At 57.5% G+C, this 14,196-nt stretch carries 15 protein-coding genes; 3 read left to right on the top strand and 12 right to left on the bottom strand.

The window, feature by feature from the left end:
- Nucleotides 1-9: 9 nt before the first annotated feature.
- The 10 genes from NUV55_RS01465 to NUV55_RS01420 form a co-directional block, all read right to left on the bottom strand.
- The gene (locus tag NUV55_RS01465) at nt 10-1,194 is read right to left on the bottom strand and encodes an ATP phosphoribosyltransferase regulatory subunit (RefSeq protein WP_296669748.1); all 1,185 of its coding nucleotides are present in this window, start codon (nt 1,192-1,194) and stop codon (nt 10-12) included.
- 32 nt (nt 1,195-1,226) lie between these two features.
- Nucleotides 1,227-1,415 (bottom strand): DUF2065 domain-containing protein, encoded by a 189-nt coding sequence (locus tag NUV55_RS01460; protein ID WP_296669747.1) that lies wholly within the window; start codon nt 1,413-1,415, stop codon nt 1,227-1,229.
- Between the two features lie 22 nt (nt 1,416-1,437).
- Nucleotides 1,438-2,307, bottom strand: a complete 870-nt coding sequence (gene hflC, locus NUV55_RS01455) for a protease modulator HflC (RefSeq protein ID WP_296669745.1) — start codon at nt 2,305-2,307, stop codon at nt 1,438-1,440.
- Nucleotides 2,304-3,533 carry an FtsH protease activity modulator HflK gene (gene hflK / locus NUV55_RS01450; protein WP_296669743.1) on the bottom strand — a complete coding sequence of 410 codons (1,230 nt, stop codon included), beginning with the start codon at nt 3,531-3,533 and terminating at the stop codon, nt 2,304-2,306. Before hflK ends, hflC begins: the two co-directional genes overlap by 4 nt.
- Nucleotides 3,534-3,588: 55 nt before the next feature.
- Nucleotides 3,589-4,950 carry a ribosome rescue GTPase HflX gene (gene hflX, locus NUV55_RS01445; protein ID WP_296669741.1) on the bottom strand — a complete coding sequence of 454 codons (1,362 nt, stop codon included), beginning with the start codon at nt 4,948-4,950 and terminating at the stop codon, nt 3,589-3,591.
- Nucleotides 4,913-5,182, bottom strand: coding sequence for an RNA chaperone Hfq (gene hfq / locus NUV55_RS01440; protein ID WP_296669740.1), 270 nt, complete (start codon nt 5,180-5,182; stop codon nt 4,913-4,915). Before hfq ends, hflX begins: the two co-directional genes overlap by 38 nt.
- 104 nt (nt 5,183-5,286) lie before the next feature.
- Nucleotides 5,287-6,225, bottom strand: coding sequence for a tRNA (adenosine(37)-N6)-dimethylallyltransferase MiaA (miaA, locus tag NUV55_RS01435; RefSeq protein ID WP_367280313.1), 939 nt, complete (start codon nt 6,223-6,225; stop codon nt 5,287-5,289).
- A 233-nt stretch (nt 6,226-6,458) separates the two neighbouring features.
- A complete protein-coding gene (lysS, locus tag NUV55_RS01430; protein ID WP_296669736.1) occupies nt 6,459-7,952 on the bottom strand; it encodes a lysine--tRNA ligase in 1,494 nt (497 codons plus the stop codon).
- A 46-nt stretch (nt 7,953-7,998) separates the two neighbouring features.
- A protein-coding gene (prfB, locus tag NUV55_RS01425) for a peptide chain release factor 2 (protein WP_367280312.1) occupies nt 7,999-9,106 on the bottom strand; the annotation gives its coding sequence in 2 pieces (ribosomal slippage) (nt 7,999-9,030 and nt 9,032-9,106; 1,107 coding nt in all).
- Nucleotides 9,107-9,400: 294 nt separating this feature from the next.
- Nucleotides 9,401-9,961, bottom strand: a complete 561-nt coding sequence (locus tag NUV55_RS01420) for a hypothetical protein (protein ID WP_296669735.1) — start codon at nt 9,959-9,961, stop codon at nt 9,401-9,403.
- Between the two features lie 276 nt (nt 9,962-10,237).
- Here NUV55_RS01420 and NUV55_RS01415 point away from each other — a divergent pair, with 276 nt between their 5' ends.
- Nucleotides 10,238-10,666 (top strand): tetratricopeptide repeat protein, encoded by a 429-nt coding sequence (locus tag NUV55_RS01415; protein WP_296669733.1) that lies wholly within the window; start codon nt 10,238-10,240, stop codon nt 10,664-10,666.
- Between the two features lie 43 nt (nt 10,667-10,709).
- Here NUV55_RS01415 and NUV55_RS01410 read toward each other — a convergent pair whose 3' ends face one another.
- Nucleotides 10,710-10,907, bottom strand: a complete 198-nt coding sequence (locus NUV55_RS01410) for a hypothetical protein (protein WP_296669732.1) — start codon at nt 10,905-10,907, stop codon at nt 10,710-10,712.
- A 218-nt stretch (nt 10,908-11,125) separates the two neighbouring features.
- Between NUV55_RS01410 and NUV55_RS01405 the strand changes: the two genes are divergently transcribed.
- Together NUV55_RS01405 and NUV55_RS01400 are read left to right on the top strand one after the other, a co-directional pair.
- The gene (locus NUV55_RS01405) at nt 11,126-12,268 is read left to right on the top strand and encodes an Sfum_1244 family protein (protein WP_296669730.1); all 1,143 of its coding nucleotides are present in this window, start codon (nt 11,126-11,128) and stop codon (nt 12,266-12,268) included.
- Nucleotides 12,235-12,852, top strand: a complete 618-nt coding sequence (locus NUV55_RS01400; RefSeq protein WP_296669729.1) for a hypothetical protein — start codon at nt 12,235-12,237, stop codon at nt 12,850-12,852. The genes NUV55_RS01405 and NUV55_RS01400 overlap by 34 nt, the downstream gene beginning before the upstream one ends.
- Nucleotides 12,853-12,987: 135 nt before the next feature.
- Here NUV55_RS01400 and NUV55_RS01395 read toward each other — a convergent pair whose 3' ends face one another.
- On the bottom strand, nt 12,988-14,151 hold the full coding sequence (locus NUV55_RS01395; protein WP_296669726.1) for an HPP family protein: 1,164 nt from the start codon (nt 14,149-14,151) through the stop codon (nt 12,988-12,990).
- Between the last annotated feature and the right edge of the window lie 45 nt (nt 14,152-14,196).

Below are 14,196 nucleotides of genomic sequence, written 5' to 3'. Positions count from 1 at the left end.
CTGCTTTCATTACTTAGCTGATTGAATTACCCAGCGACCATTTTTCTTGACCAGTTCACGGTCACAACCAAATTCGGACGCAGGAGATTTGTCTCCGGAGAGTCGCATGACCACGCGCTGGCCCTCAGCGCGCAAGCGACTGGTCTCGGCCTGCAACGCCGAATCGTCGCTGTTCGACACGAGAACACCGGTGAGCACCGGCGTTGTCGCGGCAGAGACCCGCAGCCATTGGCGCAGATCCGCGCCGAAACCGGTGGCGGCGCGGTCGCGACCGAAGGCTTGTCCAATGCCATCGTAGCGTCCCCCGCGTGCAATCGCCTGCCCATAACCGGGCACAAACGCGGAAAACACCACACCGGTGTAGTAGTGATAACCGGAAAGCTCGGCCAGATCGAAATTCAGCGTCGGCGCGCCAGGGCGTTTCGCCACCCGATCCGCCACCGCCTGCAGCTCGTCAAGCGCACGAATCACCGGCTTGGGTGCGTCACGACACTGCTTGCGGGCGCGCGCCAGCACTTCCTCGCCGCCGCTCAGCTCCAGCAGGCCCGCCAACATGCGCTTCGAAGCCGTCGGTGCGTCGCTGGCCGCCAGCAGGGCCTCGACATCGTTGCTCGCCTTGCGCTGTAGCGCTTCGAATAATTCCGTTTCCTGTTCGACATTCAACTTTGCCTGCGCGGCCAGCCCGCGGAACACGCCGACGTGGCCGAGATCAAAATGCGCGTCGCGGATGCCCGCCAATCGCAGCGACTCGATCATGAGCCCCAGTATTTCAGCGTCGGCATCCGGACCGGCGTGACCGTAAAGCTCGGCGCCGAGTTGCAGCGGTTCGCGCGAACCGCCGAAACCGTCCGGTTTCGTGCGCAACACCGAACCCATGTAGCACAGACGCGTCGGCGCGCCGCGCTTGAGATAGTGCGCATCGATGCGCGCCGCCTGCGGCGTCATGTCCGGACGCACGCCCATGAGACGTCCGGTCAGGTGATCCGTGACCTTGAAGGTTTGCAGATCGAGGTCGCGGCTCGCTCCGATCAACAGCGATTCGAGATACTCAATGAGCGGCGGCATCACGAATTCATAACCCCAGGTCTCGAACAGGTCGAGCAGCCGGCGACGCAGACTCTCCACGCGCCGCGCTTCGACAGGGAGGATTTCTTCGACACCATCAGGCAACAGCCAGCGGTCTTTCGTTGACATAATGAGCGATTACGAAACAGGAAACGTTTATGTTAGCGATTAATGATGTAAAGCAATAACACGCCGGTCAACATGCTGGTCAGACCCGCGAAGCGTAATTGCGAGTCGCTCAGCTGGTGTATGGCCGCCAGGGCTTTGCGCACCATTTCCGGGCTGAGAAAGGGAAAAACGCCTTCCAGTATCAGCAGTAATGCCAGTGCGATCCACAGTTCATTCCACATCGCCCGCTCCGGCCAGGGATGCTTAGCGGCTGGGTTTCTTCATGTATTTGAAGAAATCCGAGCTCGGGTCCACGATCAGAATGTCTTCTTTTGTCCTGAAGCTTTCCTTGTAGGCGCCGAGACTGCGATACAACGAATAGAATTCCGGCGCGCGCCCGTAGGCCTGGCCGTAAAGCGCCGTCGCCTTCGCATCGCCCTCGCCGCGAACCCGCTCGGCCTTGCCGTAGGCTTCGGCAAGCAGCACCTCGCGCTGGCGCTCGGAATTGGCGCGAATCTTCTCCGCCGCCTCCGCGCCCTGCGCGCGCAATTCGTTGGCGATGCGCGAGCGTTCCGCCTTCATGCGCTGATACACCGACTGGCTGACCTCGTCCGGCAGATCCACGCGCTGAATGCGCACGTCCACCACCACAATACCGAATTTGCGCGCCTCGCGGTCGGTGTTTTCAGTCAGTATCTCCATGATCTTGTGGCGATCGACGGAAATGACTTTCTTCACTTCGCGCTTGCCGAATTCATCGCGCAATCCGCTGTTGACAACCTGCTCCAGACGCCGGCGCGCGTCCGACTCCTGACCGCCGACCGTGAGAAAGTATTTGAGGGCATCCTCGATGCGCCACTTGACGAACGAGTCCACCACCACGTATTTCTTTTCCTTGGTGAGGAACGGTTGCGGTTCCGCGTCCATGGTCAGTATGCGCGAGTCGAAATAACGCGCCTCATCGAGGAACGGGGTCTTGAAGTGTATCCCCGGGGCGTCGTCATAACGCAGCACCTGACCGAAGCGCACGATGATGACTTTTTCACGCTCGTCCACCGAATAAACAGCGGACTTCGCCGTAATCGACACCAGCAGAATAATGCCGAGTAACGCGAGCAGTTTGGACTGGTTCATGGTGTCGCCCCCCGCGTGCGCAAATCGGCACGGCCGCGGTTGGAGGCGCCAGCTTTCGCCGCCGCGGCTGCTGTCGCATCAGCCTCCGTGAGCGGCGGGACAAACGGCACCGTGGCGGTCGCCTGACCCATCGGCACGAGCTTGTCGAGCGGCAGGTATATCAAATTATTGCCGGCTTTCTGGTCGATGAAAATCGTGGTCGTGTTGGACAATACCTGCTCCATGGTTTCCAGGTACAGGCGTTCGCGCGTGACGGCGGGCGCCTTCACGTATTCGTTGGCAATCTGGCTGAAGCGGCGCGCATCGCCGTCGGCGCGCGCAATCACGCTCGCCTTGTAGCCTTCGGCCTCCTGTATCAGGCGCGCGGCTCCGCCACGGGCACGCGGGATGACGTCATTGGCATAGGCCTCGGCCTCGTTGATCAGACGTTGCTCGTCCTCGCGCGCCTTCACGGCATCGTCGAATGCCGATTTGACTTCATCCGGCGGTTGCGCCTTCTGGGTTTCCACCGTGACGATGTGTACACCGGCCTTGTACCGGTCCAGAATTTGCTGCAACAAGTCACGCGCACTGCGAGACACCTGATCGCGCCCTTCGGTCAGGGCAAAATCCAGCGTGCTCTTGCCGACCACCTCGCGCACCGCCGATTCGGTCGCCTGGGAGATGGTGGTCTCGACGTCACGAACATTAAAAAGGTAATCCGCAGCGTCCTTGATCTTGTACTGCACCGCGAATTCGATGTCGATGATATTCTCGTCCTCGGTCAGCATCAGCGCCTCTTTCGGCACCTTGCTCTTGCCGCCACTGCGTGGATTACTGCGGTAGCCGATCTCAATGTTGGATACCTTTTCCACATTGACCTTCTCGACCTTCTCGACCGGGAACGGCAGATGCCAGCGCAAACCGGCTTCGGTAATCTCTGACTGTTGACCGAAGCGCAGCACGACTCCACGCTCGCCCTGATTGACAATGTAAAAACCGGTGACCAGCCAGATGACCACCGCGACCGCGACGATCAAGCCCAGCCCGATACCGCTGGCATGCGCCCCGCCACCGCTGGTATTACCACCACCTCCGCCGCCGCCGAACAGGCCACCAAACAAGCCAGCGAATTTCTGCTGGATGTCCTTCACGATGCGGTCGATATCCGGTCCGCCGGCACCCGGCTTGCGGCGCTGACCCCAAGGATCCTTGTCCCCGGACTTACCAGGTTCATTCCATGCCACGATTTACACCTCAATGATTTAAAGCAAAAACTCTGTGAAGAGCGGCATTTTAGGGTCAGGACCCGGTGGGAGCAAGGACGGATTCGGTTTCTAATACCATATAGGACTCATGATAATCACTCTGTTGCCGCAACCACGCTAACTGGGCGGACTCCAGCGCCAGCTCCAGCATCCAGCCACCGGCATCCGGTACCGTTTCGCGGATTACATCAAAGCGTTCATACAGGACGGCGCGCAATCGACCAGCCTGCGGGGGGAGAAAAAACCGATAGCGTTGCCGGTGACGACGAAAGTGATCCGACAGCCCTTGCAACAACAGGTCCATGCCGTCGCCGGTTCGCGCCGACACCCAGAGGCGCGAAATATGCCCATTGGCGTCGCGCTCGAAGCGTGGCGCCTCGCCGGTCAAGTCTATCTTGTTGAACACCATGATCTGCGGAATGGACTGCGCATCGATCTCCGCCAGCACGCTATTCACCTGCTGGATCTGCTCAAGCCGTTCGGGATTGGCGGCATCGACAACATGCAACAGCACATCCGCCTCGGCCACCTCCTCCAGCGTCGACTTGAAGGCCTCCACCAGGTCGTGCGGCAAGTGTCGAATGAAGCCCACGGTATCCCCCAGTATCACCGAAGCCTTACCCGGCAGCTCGATGCGCCGCATCGTGGGATCGAGCGTGGCGAACAATTGATCGGCGGCGTACAACGCGGACGAAGTCAACCGGTTGAACAGCGATGACTTGCCGGCATTGGTGTAGCCCACCAAGGACACAGTGGGAATGGGGACCTTGTGACGTGCCTTGCGCCGGCTGCGGCGCTGGACGGTCACCTGTTTCAGTCGTTCGTTGAGTTTCTTGATGCGTTCGCGGATCAGGCGGCGGTCCACTTCCAGCTGCGTCTCGCCAGGGCCGCGCAGGCCGATACCGCCCTTTTGCCGCCCCAAGTGAGTCCAGCCGCGCACGAGACGCGTGGACATGTGCTCAAGCTGAGCCAGCTCGACCTGCAACTTGCCTTCGGCGGAGTGCGCACGCTGTGCAAAGATATCCAGTATCAGGCCGGTGCGGTCCAACACGCGGCAACAAGCGATCTTTTCGAGATTTCGTTCCTGAGCGGGTGAAAGATTGTGGTTAACGAGCACGAGGTCGGCTTTTTCGCGCGCTACGGCCTCGCGGATTTCCTCGGCCTTGCCCTTCCCCACGAAGATCGCCGCATCCGGCACCTGCCGGCTACCGAGGATGGCACCGCAGACGTCGGCGCCGGCCGATACAGCCAGCAAGCGCAATTCCTCCAGCACCTCCGGTTCAAACCGTCCCGACAGGCGCAACTGCACCAGCAGGGCGCGCTCTCGACGCGTCCCCGATGCAGATGTCGTGGCAGAATTATTCGTTTCCAGGACCCTTGCTGTCGGCGGGATCATCCATGCCTTCAATATGAAACTTCACGGGGCGGCTGGGCACCACCGTGGAGATGGCATGCTTGTAAATCATCTGGCTCACGGAATTCTTGAGCAGTACCACAAACTGATCGAAGGATTCGATCTGTCCCTGCAATTTGATGCCGTTGACCAGAAAGATCGATACGGGGACATGTTCCTTGCGTAACACATTAAGGAAAGGGTCTTGTAATGCTTGCCCTTTTTGCTGGCTCATGACAGTTCTCCTGTTCTTATGTTCGTCGTGCCTTGCGGCATTTTTGGTCGTCCGGTCTCATTCCTGACCGGTTGATTAATAATAGTATAACCTCAGACTCGGACCTATAGACGGATCATTTCCCTCAAAAAATCCTGACTTTCACATACCGGGACGGAAATACTGCTGTCAAAGACGCGTGTATCCGGGTAACTGCGCAGCCAGGTGATCTGGCGCTTGGCCAATTGTCGCGTCGCCGCCAGTGCCTGTTCAATCATTTCACTATAGTTGATCTTTCCGGTCAAGCATTCCCATATCTGACGGTAACCCACGGTACGGACCGATGGCATTGAGGCTTGGAGATCGCCGCGCGCATAAAGTTTCTCAACCTCTGACAAAAATCCCTGCTCCAGCATGGCGTGGAAACGCTGTTCGATACGAGCGTGAAGTTTCTTTCTGTCCTGAGGCCAAAGCGCGATTTTGATAAGGCGATACGGCAGCGAAATATCCTGCCGGGTGGAAGCTAACTCAGTCAATGACTGGCCGGTGAGTTCGTAAATTTCGAGCGCACGCTGAATGCGCTGCGCATCGTTCGGATGGATACGCTTCGCTGATTGCGGATCGACGGACTGGAGCCTGCTATGCAGTTCCTCCCAGCCTTGCTGTGCGGCCTCGACACTCAAGCGTTCACGGATCGCGGCATCGGCTGAGGGTAGATCGGAGAGTCCAAATTCAAGCGCATGAAAATAGAACATGGTGCCGCCAACCAACAACGGCATTTTACCGGCGTGCGTGATGGCCTCCATCTCGCGCGCGGCATCGGCACAAAACTCCGCCGCCGAGTAGGCTTGCATCGGATCGCGGATGTCGATCAGACGGTGCGGCGCACGCGCCAGTTCCACGGTTGTTGGTTTTGCGGTGCCGATATCCATGCCGCGATACACCTGCGAGGAATCGACGCTGATGATTTCCACCGGAAACGCGTCATGCAACTCAAGCGCGAGCGCCGTCTTGCCCGCCGCCGTCGGGCCCATCAGAAAAATTGCGGGAGGAAGATCAGCCATTTGAAAAAGAAATGGACAGGATTTACAGGATTAAAAATTAAAAGCAGTCGGGATGCTAAAAGAATCCGAACATTTGTGTTTGTCATTCCGGCGTGAGCCGGAATCCAGCATATTAATGGCTTTTGATTTTAATTTTCTGGACACCGGCTTGCGCCGGTGTGACAACATCTTTTTCAGCACCATGCCAAATGTGTTCGTTCTAATCCTGTTAATCCTGTAAATCCTGTCGATTCTTATTTTCCTTCTGGTCTCATGTGAGGAAATAAAAGCACGTCGCGGATCGAAGGTGAATCGGTGAACAGCATCACCAGACGATCGATGCCGATGCCCTCACCCGCCGTCGGCGGCATGCCGTGCTCCAACGCACGAATATAGTCTTCGTCAAAATGCATCGCCTCTTCGTCGCCGGCTTCTTTCTCCGCGACTTGCTTGCGGAAACGTTCAGCCTGATCCTCGGCGTCGTTCAGCTCGGAGAAACCGTTGGCAAGCTCGCGGCCACCGACAAAAAACTCAAACCGATCGGTAATCGTTGGATCTGTGTCGTTGCGGCGTGCCAATGGTGAAACTTCCGTGGGATAGGAAGTGATGAAAGTCGGGTCTTTCAGTTTGGCTTCAACCGTTTTCTCGAAAATCTCCAGCTGCAGCTTGCCGGCGCCATAACCCGGCTTCACCGGAATTTCCAGCCGCGCGGCAATCTTGCGGAGGGCATCCACCGAATCCAGATCCGACTCCTTCACCTCTGAATTGAATTGCAGGATGGATTCCTTCAACGTCATGCGGTGAAAACGTTTATTGAAATCGTACTGCTCGCCCTGGTAGGTAATGGTTTCGCTCTCCAGCACCTCCTTGGCGAGTCCGCGCATCATTTCTTCCGTGAGATTCATCAGGTCCTGATAATCGGCAAAGGCCTGATAAAACTCGAGCATGGTGAATTCCGGATTGTGGCGTGTGGACAAGCCCTCGTTGCGGAAATTGCGGTTGACCTCATAGACCTTCTCAAAGCCGCCGACAATCAGGCGCTTGAGATACAGTTCCGGCGCCACGCGCAGATACAGCCCCATGTCGAGCGCATGATGATGCGTCACAAACGGACGCGCGGCGGCGCCTCCCGGGATTACCTGCATCATCGGGGTCTCCACCTCGAGATAGCCGCGACTGTCGAGGAAATTCCTTATATATCGCACGATCGCGGTGCGCGTGCGGAAGGTCTTGCGCGCCACCTCGTTCATGATGAGGTCGAGGTAACGCTGGCGGTATTTGGTCTCGGTGTCCGTCAGTCCATGGAATTTCTCGGGCAATGGCCGCAGCGCTTTGGCCAGCAGGCGGACCGCGTCCACCTTAACCGACAACTCACCGGTCTTGGTTTTGAACATTACCCCCTCGGCGCCAATAATGTCGCCGATATCCCATTTCTTGAATTCCTCGTAGGCCGGCTCGCCCAAGACGTCGCGCGTGACGTAAATCTGGATGCGCCCCGACATGTCCTGCAGGTGGGCGAAACTGGCCTTGCCCATCACCCGGCGGGTCATCATGCGACCGGCCACCTTGACCCTCACATTGCGAGATTCGATCTCGGCCGGGTCCTTCTCGCCGTACTCGGCATGCAGTTCGCCAGCCACGACGTTGCGCCGGAAATCATTCGGGAAAGGCATGCCCTGCAGGCGCAGTTCGGCGAGCTTGGAACGGCGCTGGGCGATTTGCTGATTCTCGTCTAGTTCGTCAGGCATTTAGTTGATAAATTAAATAGTTAACTATGCTTAACAAAGTTATACATTAACTTTCTGTCAGCCCGCTTTTGAGGCTGGCATCAATAAACTTGTCGAGGTCGCCATTCAATACCGCCTCCGGATTGCCGCTCTCAACGCCCGTGCGCAAATCCTTCACGCGTGACTGGTCGAGCACATAAGACCGGATCTGGTGACCCCACTCGATGTCCGACTTGCTGTCTTCCAGCTTCTGCTTTTCCTTGTTGCGTGCCTGCAATTCGCGCTCAAACATCTTGGATTTCAACATCGCCATGGCCGCCGCCCGGTTGCGGTGCTGGGAGCGATCAGATTGGCATTGAACCACAATCCCGGTCGGAATGTGCGTGATGCGAATCGCGGAATCGGTGCGATTGACGTGCTGGCCGCCGGCGCCGCTGGCGCGGTAGGTGTCGATACGCAGATCGGCCGGGTTGATGGCCACCTCCACGTTTTCCTCGACTTCCGGGTAGGCAAAAACCGAGGCGAATGAGGTATGACGGCGGTTGCCGGAGTCGAACGGGGATTTACGCACCAGGCGATGCACGCCGGTTTCCGTGCGCAGGTAGCCATAGGCATAGGGGCCGCTGAATTTGACCGTGGCGCTCTTGATGCCGGCCACCTCCGCCTCGGAGATCTCCAGAACTTCGGTTTTAAATCCGCGCCGGTCACCCCACATCAGGTACATGCGCAGCAGCATGTTGGCCCAGTCTTGGGCCTCGGTGCCGCCAGAACCGGATTGGACATCCAGGAAAGCGTTGTTGGCGTCCATCTCACCCGAGAACATGCGCCGGAACTCAAGATCGGCAAGCTCTTTTTCCAGTTTCTCCAAGTCGCCGGCCACGGAGGTGGCGACGTCGGCATCGCCTTCATCGCGCGCCAGCTCCAGCAATTCGCGTGAATGGGCCAGTTCGGTGTGCAGGCGCGTGAGTGTGCCGACTTCGGATTCGAGTTTGGCGCGTTCGCGGCCCAGTTCCTGCGCACGCTGGGGCTTATTCCACAGTTCGGGCTGCTCGAGTTCGCGCTGGACTTCCGTCAGGCGCTCTTGCTTGGTGTCGAAGTCAAAGATACCCCCGTAAGACCTGAGACCGGTCGTGCAGATCGCGCAGCTTGTTGAACAGCGGGTTGAGGTCTTCCATGGGTTTTGTGCCCGAATAAATCTCGTAACTTTAGTTCTTGAAATCAGCCTTTTACAGATTTTTGCTAAGATACTTTTTAAATATAATAAAGTCTAGGACGAATGGCACTTAACTTAAGCCCGCCTCCATGAAATTCCAGTGTGTAGCCCGGATGGAGCGCAGCGGAATCCGGGTACAGGCGCCGTTACCGATCGTTTTCCCCGCATTTCGCTGCGCTTCATGCGGGCTACTTGTTGCACTTTAAGCTACCCAGGTGCTTGATCCTCGATCAAAGGTACCTAAGTGCCATTCAGTCTAGGACACCTTCACGCCCAGGATTTCACCCACTGCTTTCTTGAATAGCTTGATCGCCTCGATCGCCTCGATGTCCACCACCTGCTCCAGCACCCATTTGCTGTCGGTCTGTTCCATGGCATCGGATACTTTCTCGCCCAGGTAGCGCAGCACCGAGTAGCTCGGGTCGCGGCCGTTGAATTCCATCTCCGCATAATCGGCGAGGCGGGCATTGAGCGTGTTCACGATCTCCCCTGCATAGCTGCCCTCGCCGATGAACTCCGCAAGATTGGTGGAGGTAATCCGTACGGTATGCTGGCCCAGGGCATTGATGAATCGCCCGCGCTCCTCTTCGCTCAACTGGCCGTACACCAGGCGATCCGCGATCTGGATCAGGAAGGCGATCATTTCGGTAATCACCGCCACCACCTGGCGGTCGCCGCCCATGGGGTAGCCCTCCTTCTCCATGTGGCGCGCGGTTTCCTGCGCGATGCGCCAGATGTTCGTGGCGACGACGCTGGCACGGTCTTCCAGCGTCTTCGGGCCTTTCTTGCGAAATTTTGTTTTAAGACGGATCGCCATGGCGCGCATTATAAGGGAGTTTCTGCGTGTCACGGAATCACGAAGATCACACACGGAATGTCCGCTAGAATCCGTAACAAAATGAATTCAAACCACGGGGAACACGGGGAAAGACATAAAAATTATGAACAATCTTCCTTTTTTTCCCGCAATTTTCAATCCCCGTGCTCCCCGTGGTTTAAAATTCTGGTTCTCATTTTGTTAGAGACTCTTATTGCTTCGCGCGCGTCGCGCGTCTCTGGCAAAATAGCGGATTAACAGTCACGGAGTCTCTCTATGTCGGAATTGGATATGAATCTTGCCAGCGGCGTCGCCGCCTTCGAGGCCAAGGAATTCGCCAAGGCCTTCCAGTTTCTCTCGCCGCTGGCGAATGCCGGCAATGCCCTGGCGCAATACCGCCTTGCTGTCATGTATCAGAACGGCCTCGGGCATGTGCGCAACGAGATGATGGCGCTGAAATGGATGCGCGCCGCCGCTGAACAGGGCGACGCGCTGGCCCAGCACGGCTTGGGCTTCATGTACATGCAGGGCGAATGCGCACCGAAAAACGAAAAGCAGGCAGCCGAATGGTTCCAGCGCGCCGCCGAACAGGGGCTGGCCGGATCACAGATGACGCTCGGGATGCTCTACGAGCAGGGCGTTGGCGTGGAGAAGAACGAAGCCGAAGCCCGGAAGTGGTACGAAAAGGCGCAGCAGAATTCCTGAAAGAAACAGGCTGTGCACTGCACAGCCTGTCGCGACGGACGCGTTACTTCTTGGCCCAGGATGAATAACCGTCGGTCTTGCCCGCGTGGCCGTCATCGTAGCCGGCGTTGTAGGCTTCGTTCAGGCGCTGCTCTTCGCGCTTGGGGTTGTGCAGAAAACCGCACGCCCAGCCGTTGATGTACTCCTTGTCCACACCCTTCTTTTCCATCACGCTGATGGTGTCGTAATACGATTTGTTCATGAAACGCTGCTCCTCAGAGAAATCAGACATTCGAACTGCGTCAAAGCGGCGCATATATTACCCATTGAAATCGGGTTTTCAAGGACCGATATCAAAATGCCGGCATATATTTTGATAATGGGCGCAGAATGGGTCTGAAAGCAATCCAGGAATCGGTGAACCAAAGAGAGGCTGCCCGAGGATTAGGCGCACTCACCCAAGGGTTTTGGAGGAAATGGATGCTGGTTTCCCGGGGCACCATCGACCTATACTTTAATGAATACCTCGCAGGGCTGGGCCTCATGCTGAATCTCGGACAACTGGTCAACACGGTCCAGAAAAATTGCCACATCTCGGACGCGCGGCACGCGGGCGACTTTACGCTGTGTATTTTTCTCTTGAAGATGCGCGAGTATTTCCGTTGGGAAAACGACATCCCGTTCGCGCTTGACCTTCCCCGCGAGGAAGTGGGTGCCTGGATGCAGGAACGTGAGGGCCTGTGGTCCGATCTCGAAGAAAACCCGTTCGAATCGCTTCCGCTCGAGAGACACAAGTTTGACCCTTTCGATGCCGACAACATCAATCGTGAATTGATTCCCCAGGGCTATGTGTACAGCGGCGGTTACGGACGCTTCTCCAAACCACATTTCTTTCTGGGCACGTTGCTCAAAAAGGAAAAGCGCGCCGGCTACACCATCTACATTTCTTCCTGCGAATACGCGCGCGACCTGGAAGCCCCGCCGGCCATGTTGCAGGGCCAGACGATTTACATCCGTCAGGAATCGGTACGCCGCTTCCTGTGGGAGAAGATCGAAGAGTGGCGCTGGAACCGCAAGAACGAGGCCATGGAACGGGCGCTGGATTGTTATTCCTTCGATCTCGACGTGAACTCGGCGCTCGATCGCATGACCGAGAACGAAACCGAGGCCATGATTCTGCACGAACTCGGCGAAGGTCTGGCAGGTGAAAAACTTGGCGGCAAGTGGCACGAGATGATTACCGCCTTCTCACGCTCAAAAGTGGAAATCATGATCCGCGCCGTGCGTGACATCCTGGCCGATTGCCTGTCCACCCTGCCCGCCCTGCTGGCGGCGAACAACACCGGCTCACTGCATTTCTACTTTGCCAACTTCACCGGCATGCGCAAACATCTCTTTCCCGAGGCCATCGAAGCCTACCGGCAATGGGTGGTGGACAAGGATACCGGCGCGCTGCAGATATTCGTGAATGAGGGCCAACGCCGCTGGCTCGACACGGCACGCACCCTGCTCACTCTATATAAGGACAGAGGTCAGGATGCCGGCACGGCGATCGAGAACCTGCTGGAGCCGGAAACCGAGGCCGCGTTTTGCCCCCTGCCGAAAACCGCATCAAACTCATGAAGCTCAACATCATCGTCGATGAGCGCGCGCTGGCGGTGGACGTACCGCCACACATGCTGCGCGAGGCGGAGGATTTCTATCGCAAGATGGACAGTGACATGGACCACGGCTGGCAAATGGGTCCCGAGTTCATCGAAAATCCGGACAAGGAGCAGCGCTGCCAGATCGCGGCCAACAAGCTGCTGACTTCGCTCAGCACCGCCAATGAAACCATGATCACGCTCATGGCCGGCTACATTCTCAAGCAACTACCGGGCATCACCGGCGTGCGCATCGACACCGCCGGGGAAATGCTGCACACCGAATTGCTCTACGAGAAAAGCGCGAACGCCGCCCCGGCAACCGCGTCGGCGCCTGCCGCATCGCGTGCGCAGAAACTCGGAAAGCTCGAAGCCATGGAACAGGCCGGCAAGGACGTCACCAAGGTGTATAAAGTCGGCAAAAGTCACCGCTTCGCGGTGCGCGACCTGAAAACCGGCGAATGGCTGGAATCCGGACCGATGGAAACCGAGCAGGAAGCCTACGAAAAAAGAATGCAGGCGTACAAACGCCGCCTCGATGAACTGACCGGGTCATCCGGTTAGCAATAAAAGATAAAATCAGACAGGATTTACAGGATTAAAAAACACGATTAACAGGATTTCTTAATTCTAAAAATTCTTTAATCCTGTGAATCCTGAAAAATCCTGTTAATCCTGTCCATTTTATTTTTCAGCTCTCTAGGGCATCGCCGCCCAGTAGCGGTACATCGCCACCGACAGGTCCGTCTGCGTTACCATTCCCGTCACACGTCCGTCCTCGTCCACGATCGGAACATGGTGGATGTTGTGCTCGGAAAACATCGGTATCAGCGACACGATATGCGTGTCCTCGCGCGCGGTCATGACAGGCGCCGACATAATCTCCCCGATCACTTCTGGCTTGTCGGAAGTCAATCCGCTGGTGCGGCGGATGAAGGAGCGCAGGCGATCGAAGAATTGTGGATGCGGGTGTTGTGTTTTATCGACGCGCTTCAGGAAATCAACGATGGTCACGATACCGATCACGCGCCGCGTGCGGTCCACCACGGGCACGCCCTTGAGCTTGCGTTCACGCATCATTTCCCACACCGTCGCCAGTTCATCGCCGAATTCAGCCGTACCCACGTCTCGTGTCATGATGTCGCGGCAGGTCACCTCGCCCATGCGCTGACGCATGTGATGCAGCGAGGCGCGGGCATAGATCTGCTCGAGATCCTCCTCGGTGACGTCAATGTAGGTGTTCATGTCCTTGAGCGCGGTTTCGATATCTTCTCTGGTCAGCACCGCGCGGCCGAAGGTCAGTGCCGGTGGCGGCGCCGCCTTCTCGCCCGCAGGCGCCGGCAGCATGGGATAGCGCCGCCCGGGAAACAGGTTGTTGATCGAGAGTGCGATGATCATCAGGATCAACACATTGAGGCCGACCGGCGAGAGCATGGCGCCATAACCCAGAACATGCATCTCCTGACCGCTGAGAACCATGGCCAGCGCCGTGGCGCCGCCGGGCGGATGCAGGCAATTCAGCCAGTGCATGGCGAAGATGGACAGCGCCACTGCCACCGCGGCCGCCACGAACAGGCTGGGGATGAATTTGAGACAGGTGATGCCGATGAACGCCGAGAGCAGATGACCGCCGACAAACGACCACGGCTGCGCCATCGGGCTATGCGGCGCGGCGAACAGCAGCACCGACGAGGCGCCCATGGAGGCAATCATGAGCGGCAGCGCGCTGTGGCCGAGACTCGCGCTCAGGATGCCGGTCAGCAGGATGCCAACGAACGCGGATAGCATGGAGACGATCTTCTCCTTGTGTCCGACCGGCGCGGACACATGAAACAGCGAACCAATGATCTCTTTGAACGACATGCGTTTTGAGCGGTTTGACCTGCGCGAAGGTCGCGTAAGATAATC

The sequence above is a fragment of the Sulfuricaulis sp. genome, from assembly GCF_024653915.1.
Lineage (GTDB): Bacteria > Pseudomonadota > Gammaproteobacteria > Acidiferrobacterales > Sulfurifustaceae > Sulfuricaulis.
The sequence above is the reverse complement of the archived record's forward strand: the minus strand, read 5'-3'. Positions and strand labels throughout refer to the sequence as shown.

Bases quoted from the DNA above. Each gene is read 5' to 3' on its own strand.
- NUV55_RS01465 (WP_296669748.1), bottom strand. From the start codon at position 1,194: ATGTCAACGAAAGACCGCTGGCTGTTGCCTGATGGTGTCGAAGAAATC.
- NUV55_RS01460 (WP_296669747.1), bottom strand. From the start codon at position 1,415: ATGTGGAATGAACTGTGGATCGCACTGGCATTACTGCTGATACTGGAA.
- hflC (WP_296669745.1), bottom strand. From the start codon at position 2,307: ATGAACCAGTCCAAACTGCTCGCGTTACTCGGCATTATTCTGCTGGTG.
- hflX (WP_296669741.1), bottom strand. From the start codon at position 4,950: ATGATCCCGCCGACAGCAAGGGTCCTGGAAACGAATAATTCTGCCACG.
- hfq (WP_296669740.1), bottom strand. From the start codon at position 5,182: ATGAGCCAGCAAAAAGGGCAAGCATTACAAGACCCTTTCCTTAATGTG.
- miaA (WP_367280313.1), bottom strand. From the start codon at position 6,225: ATGGCTGATCTTCCTCCCGCAATTTTTCTGATGGGCCCGACGGCGGCG.
- lysS (WP_296669736.1), bottom strand. From the start codon at position 7,952: ATGCCTGACGAACTAGACGAGAATCAGCAAATCGCCCAGCGCCGTTCC.
- NUV55_RS01420 (WP_296669735.1), bottom strand. From the start codon at position 9,961: ATGGCGATCCGTCTTAAAACAAAATTTCGCAAGAAAGGCCCGAAGACG.
- NUV55_RS01415 (WP_296669733.1), top strand. From the start codon at position 10,238: ATGTCGGAATTGGATATGAATCTTGCCAGCGGCGTCGCCGCCTTCGAG.
- NUV55_RS01410 (WP_296669732.1), bottom strand. From the start codon at position 10,907: ATGAACAAATCGTATTACGACACCATCAGCGTGATGGAAAAGAAGGGT.
- NUV55_RS01405 (WP_296669730.1), top strand. From the start codon at position 11,126: ATGCTGGTTTCCCGGGGCACCATCGACCTATACTTTAATGAATACCTC.
- NUV55_RS01395 (WP_296669726.1), bottom strand. From the start codon at position 14,151: ATGTCGTTCAAAGAGATCATTGGTTCGCTGTTTCATGTGTCCGCGCCG.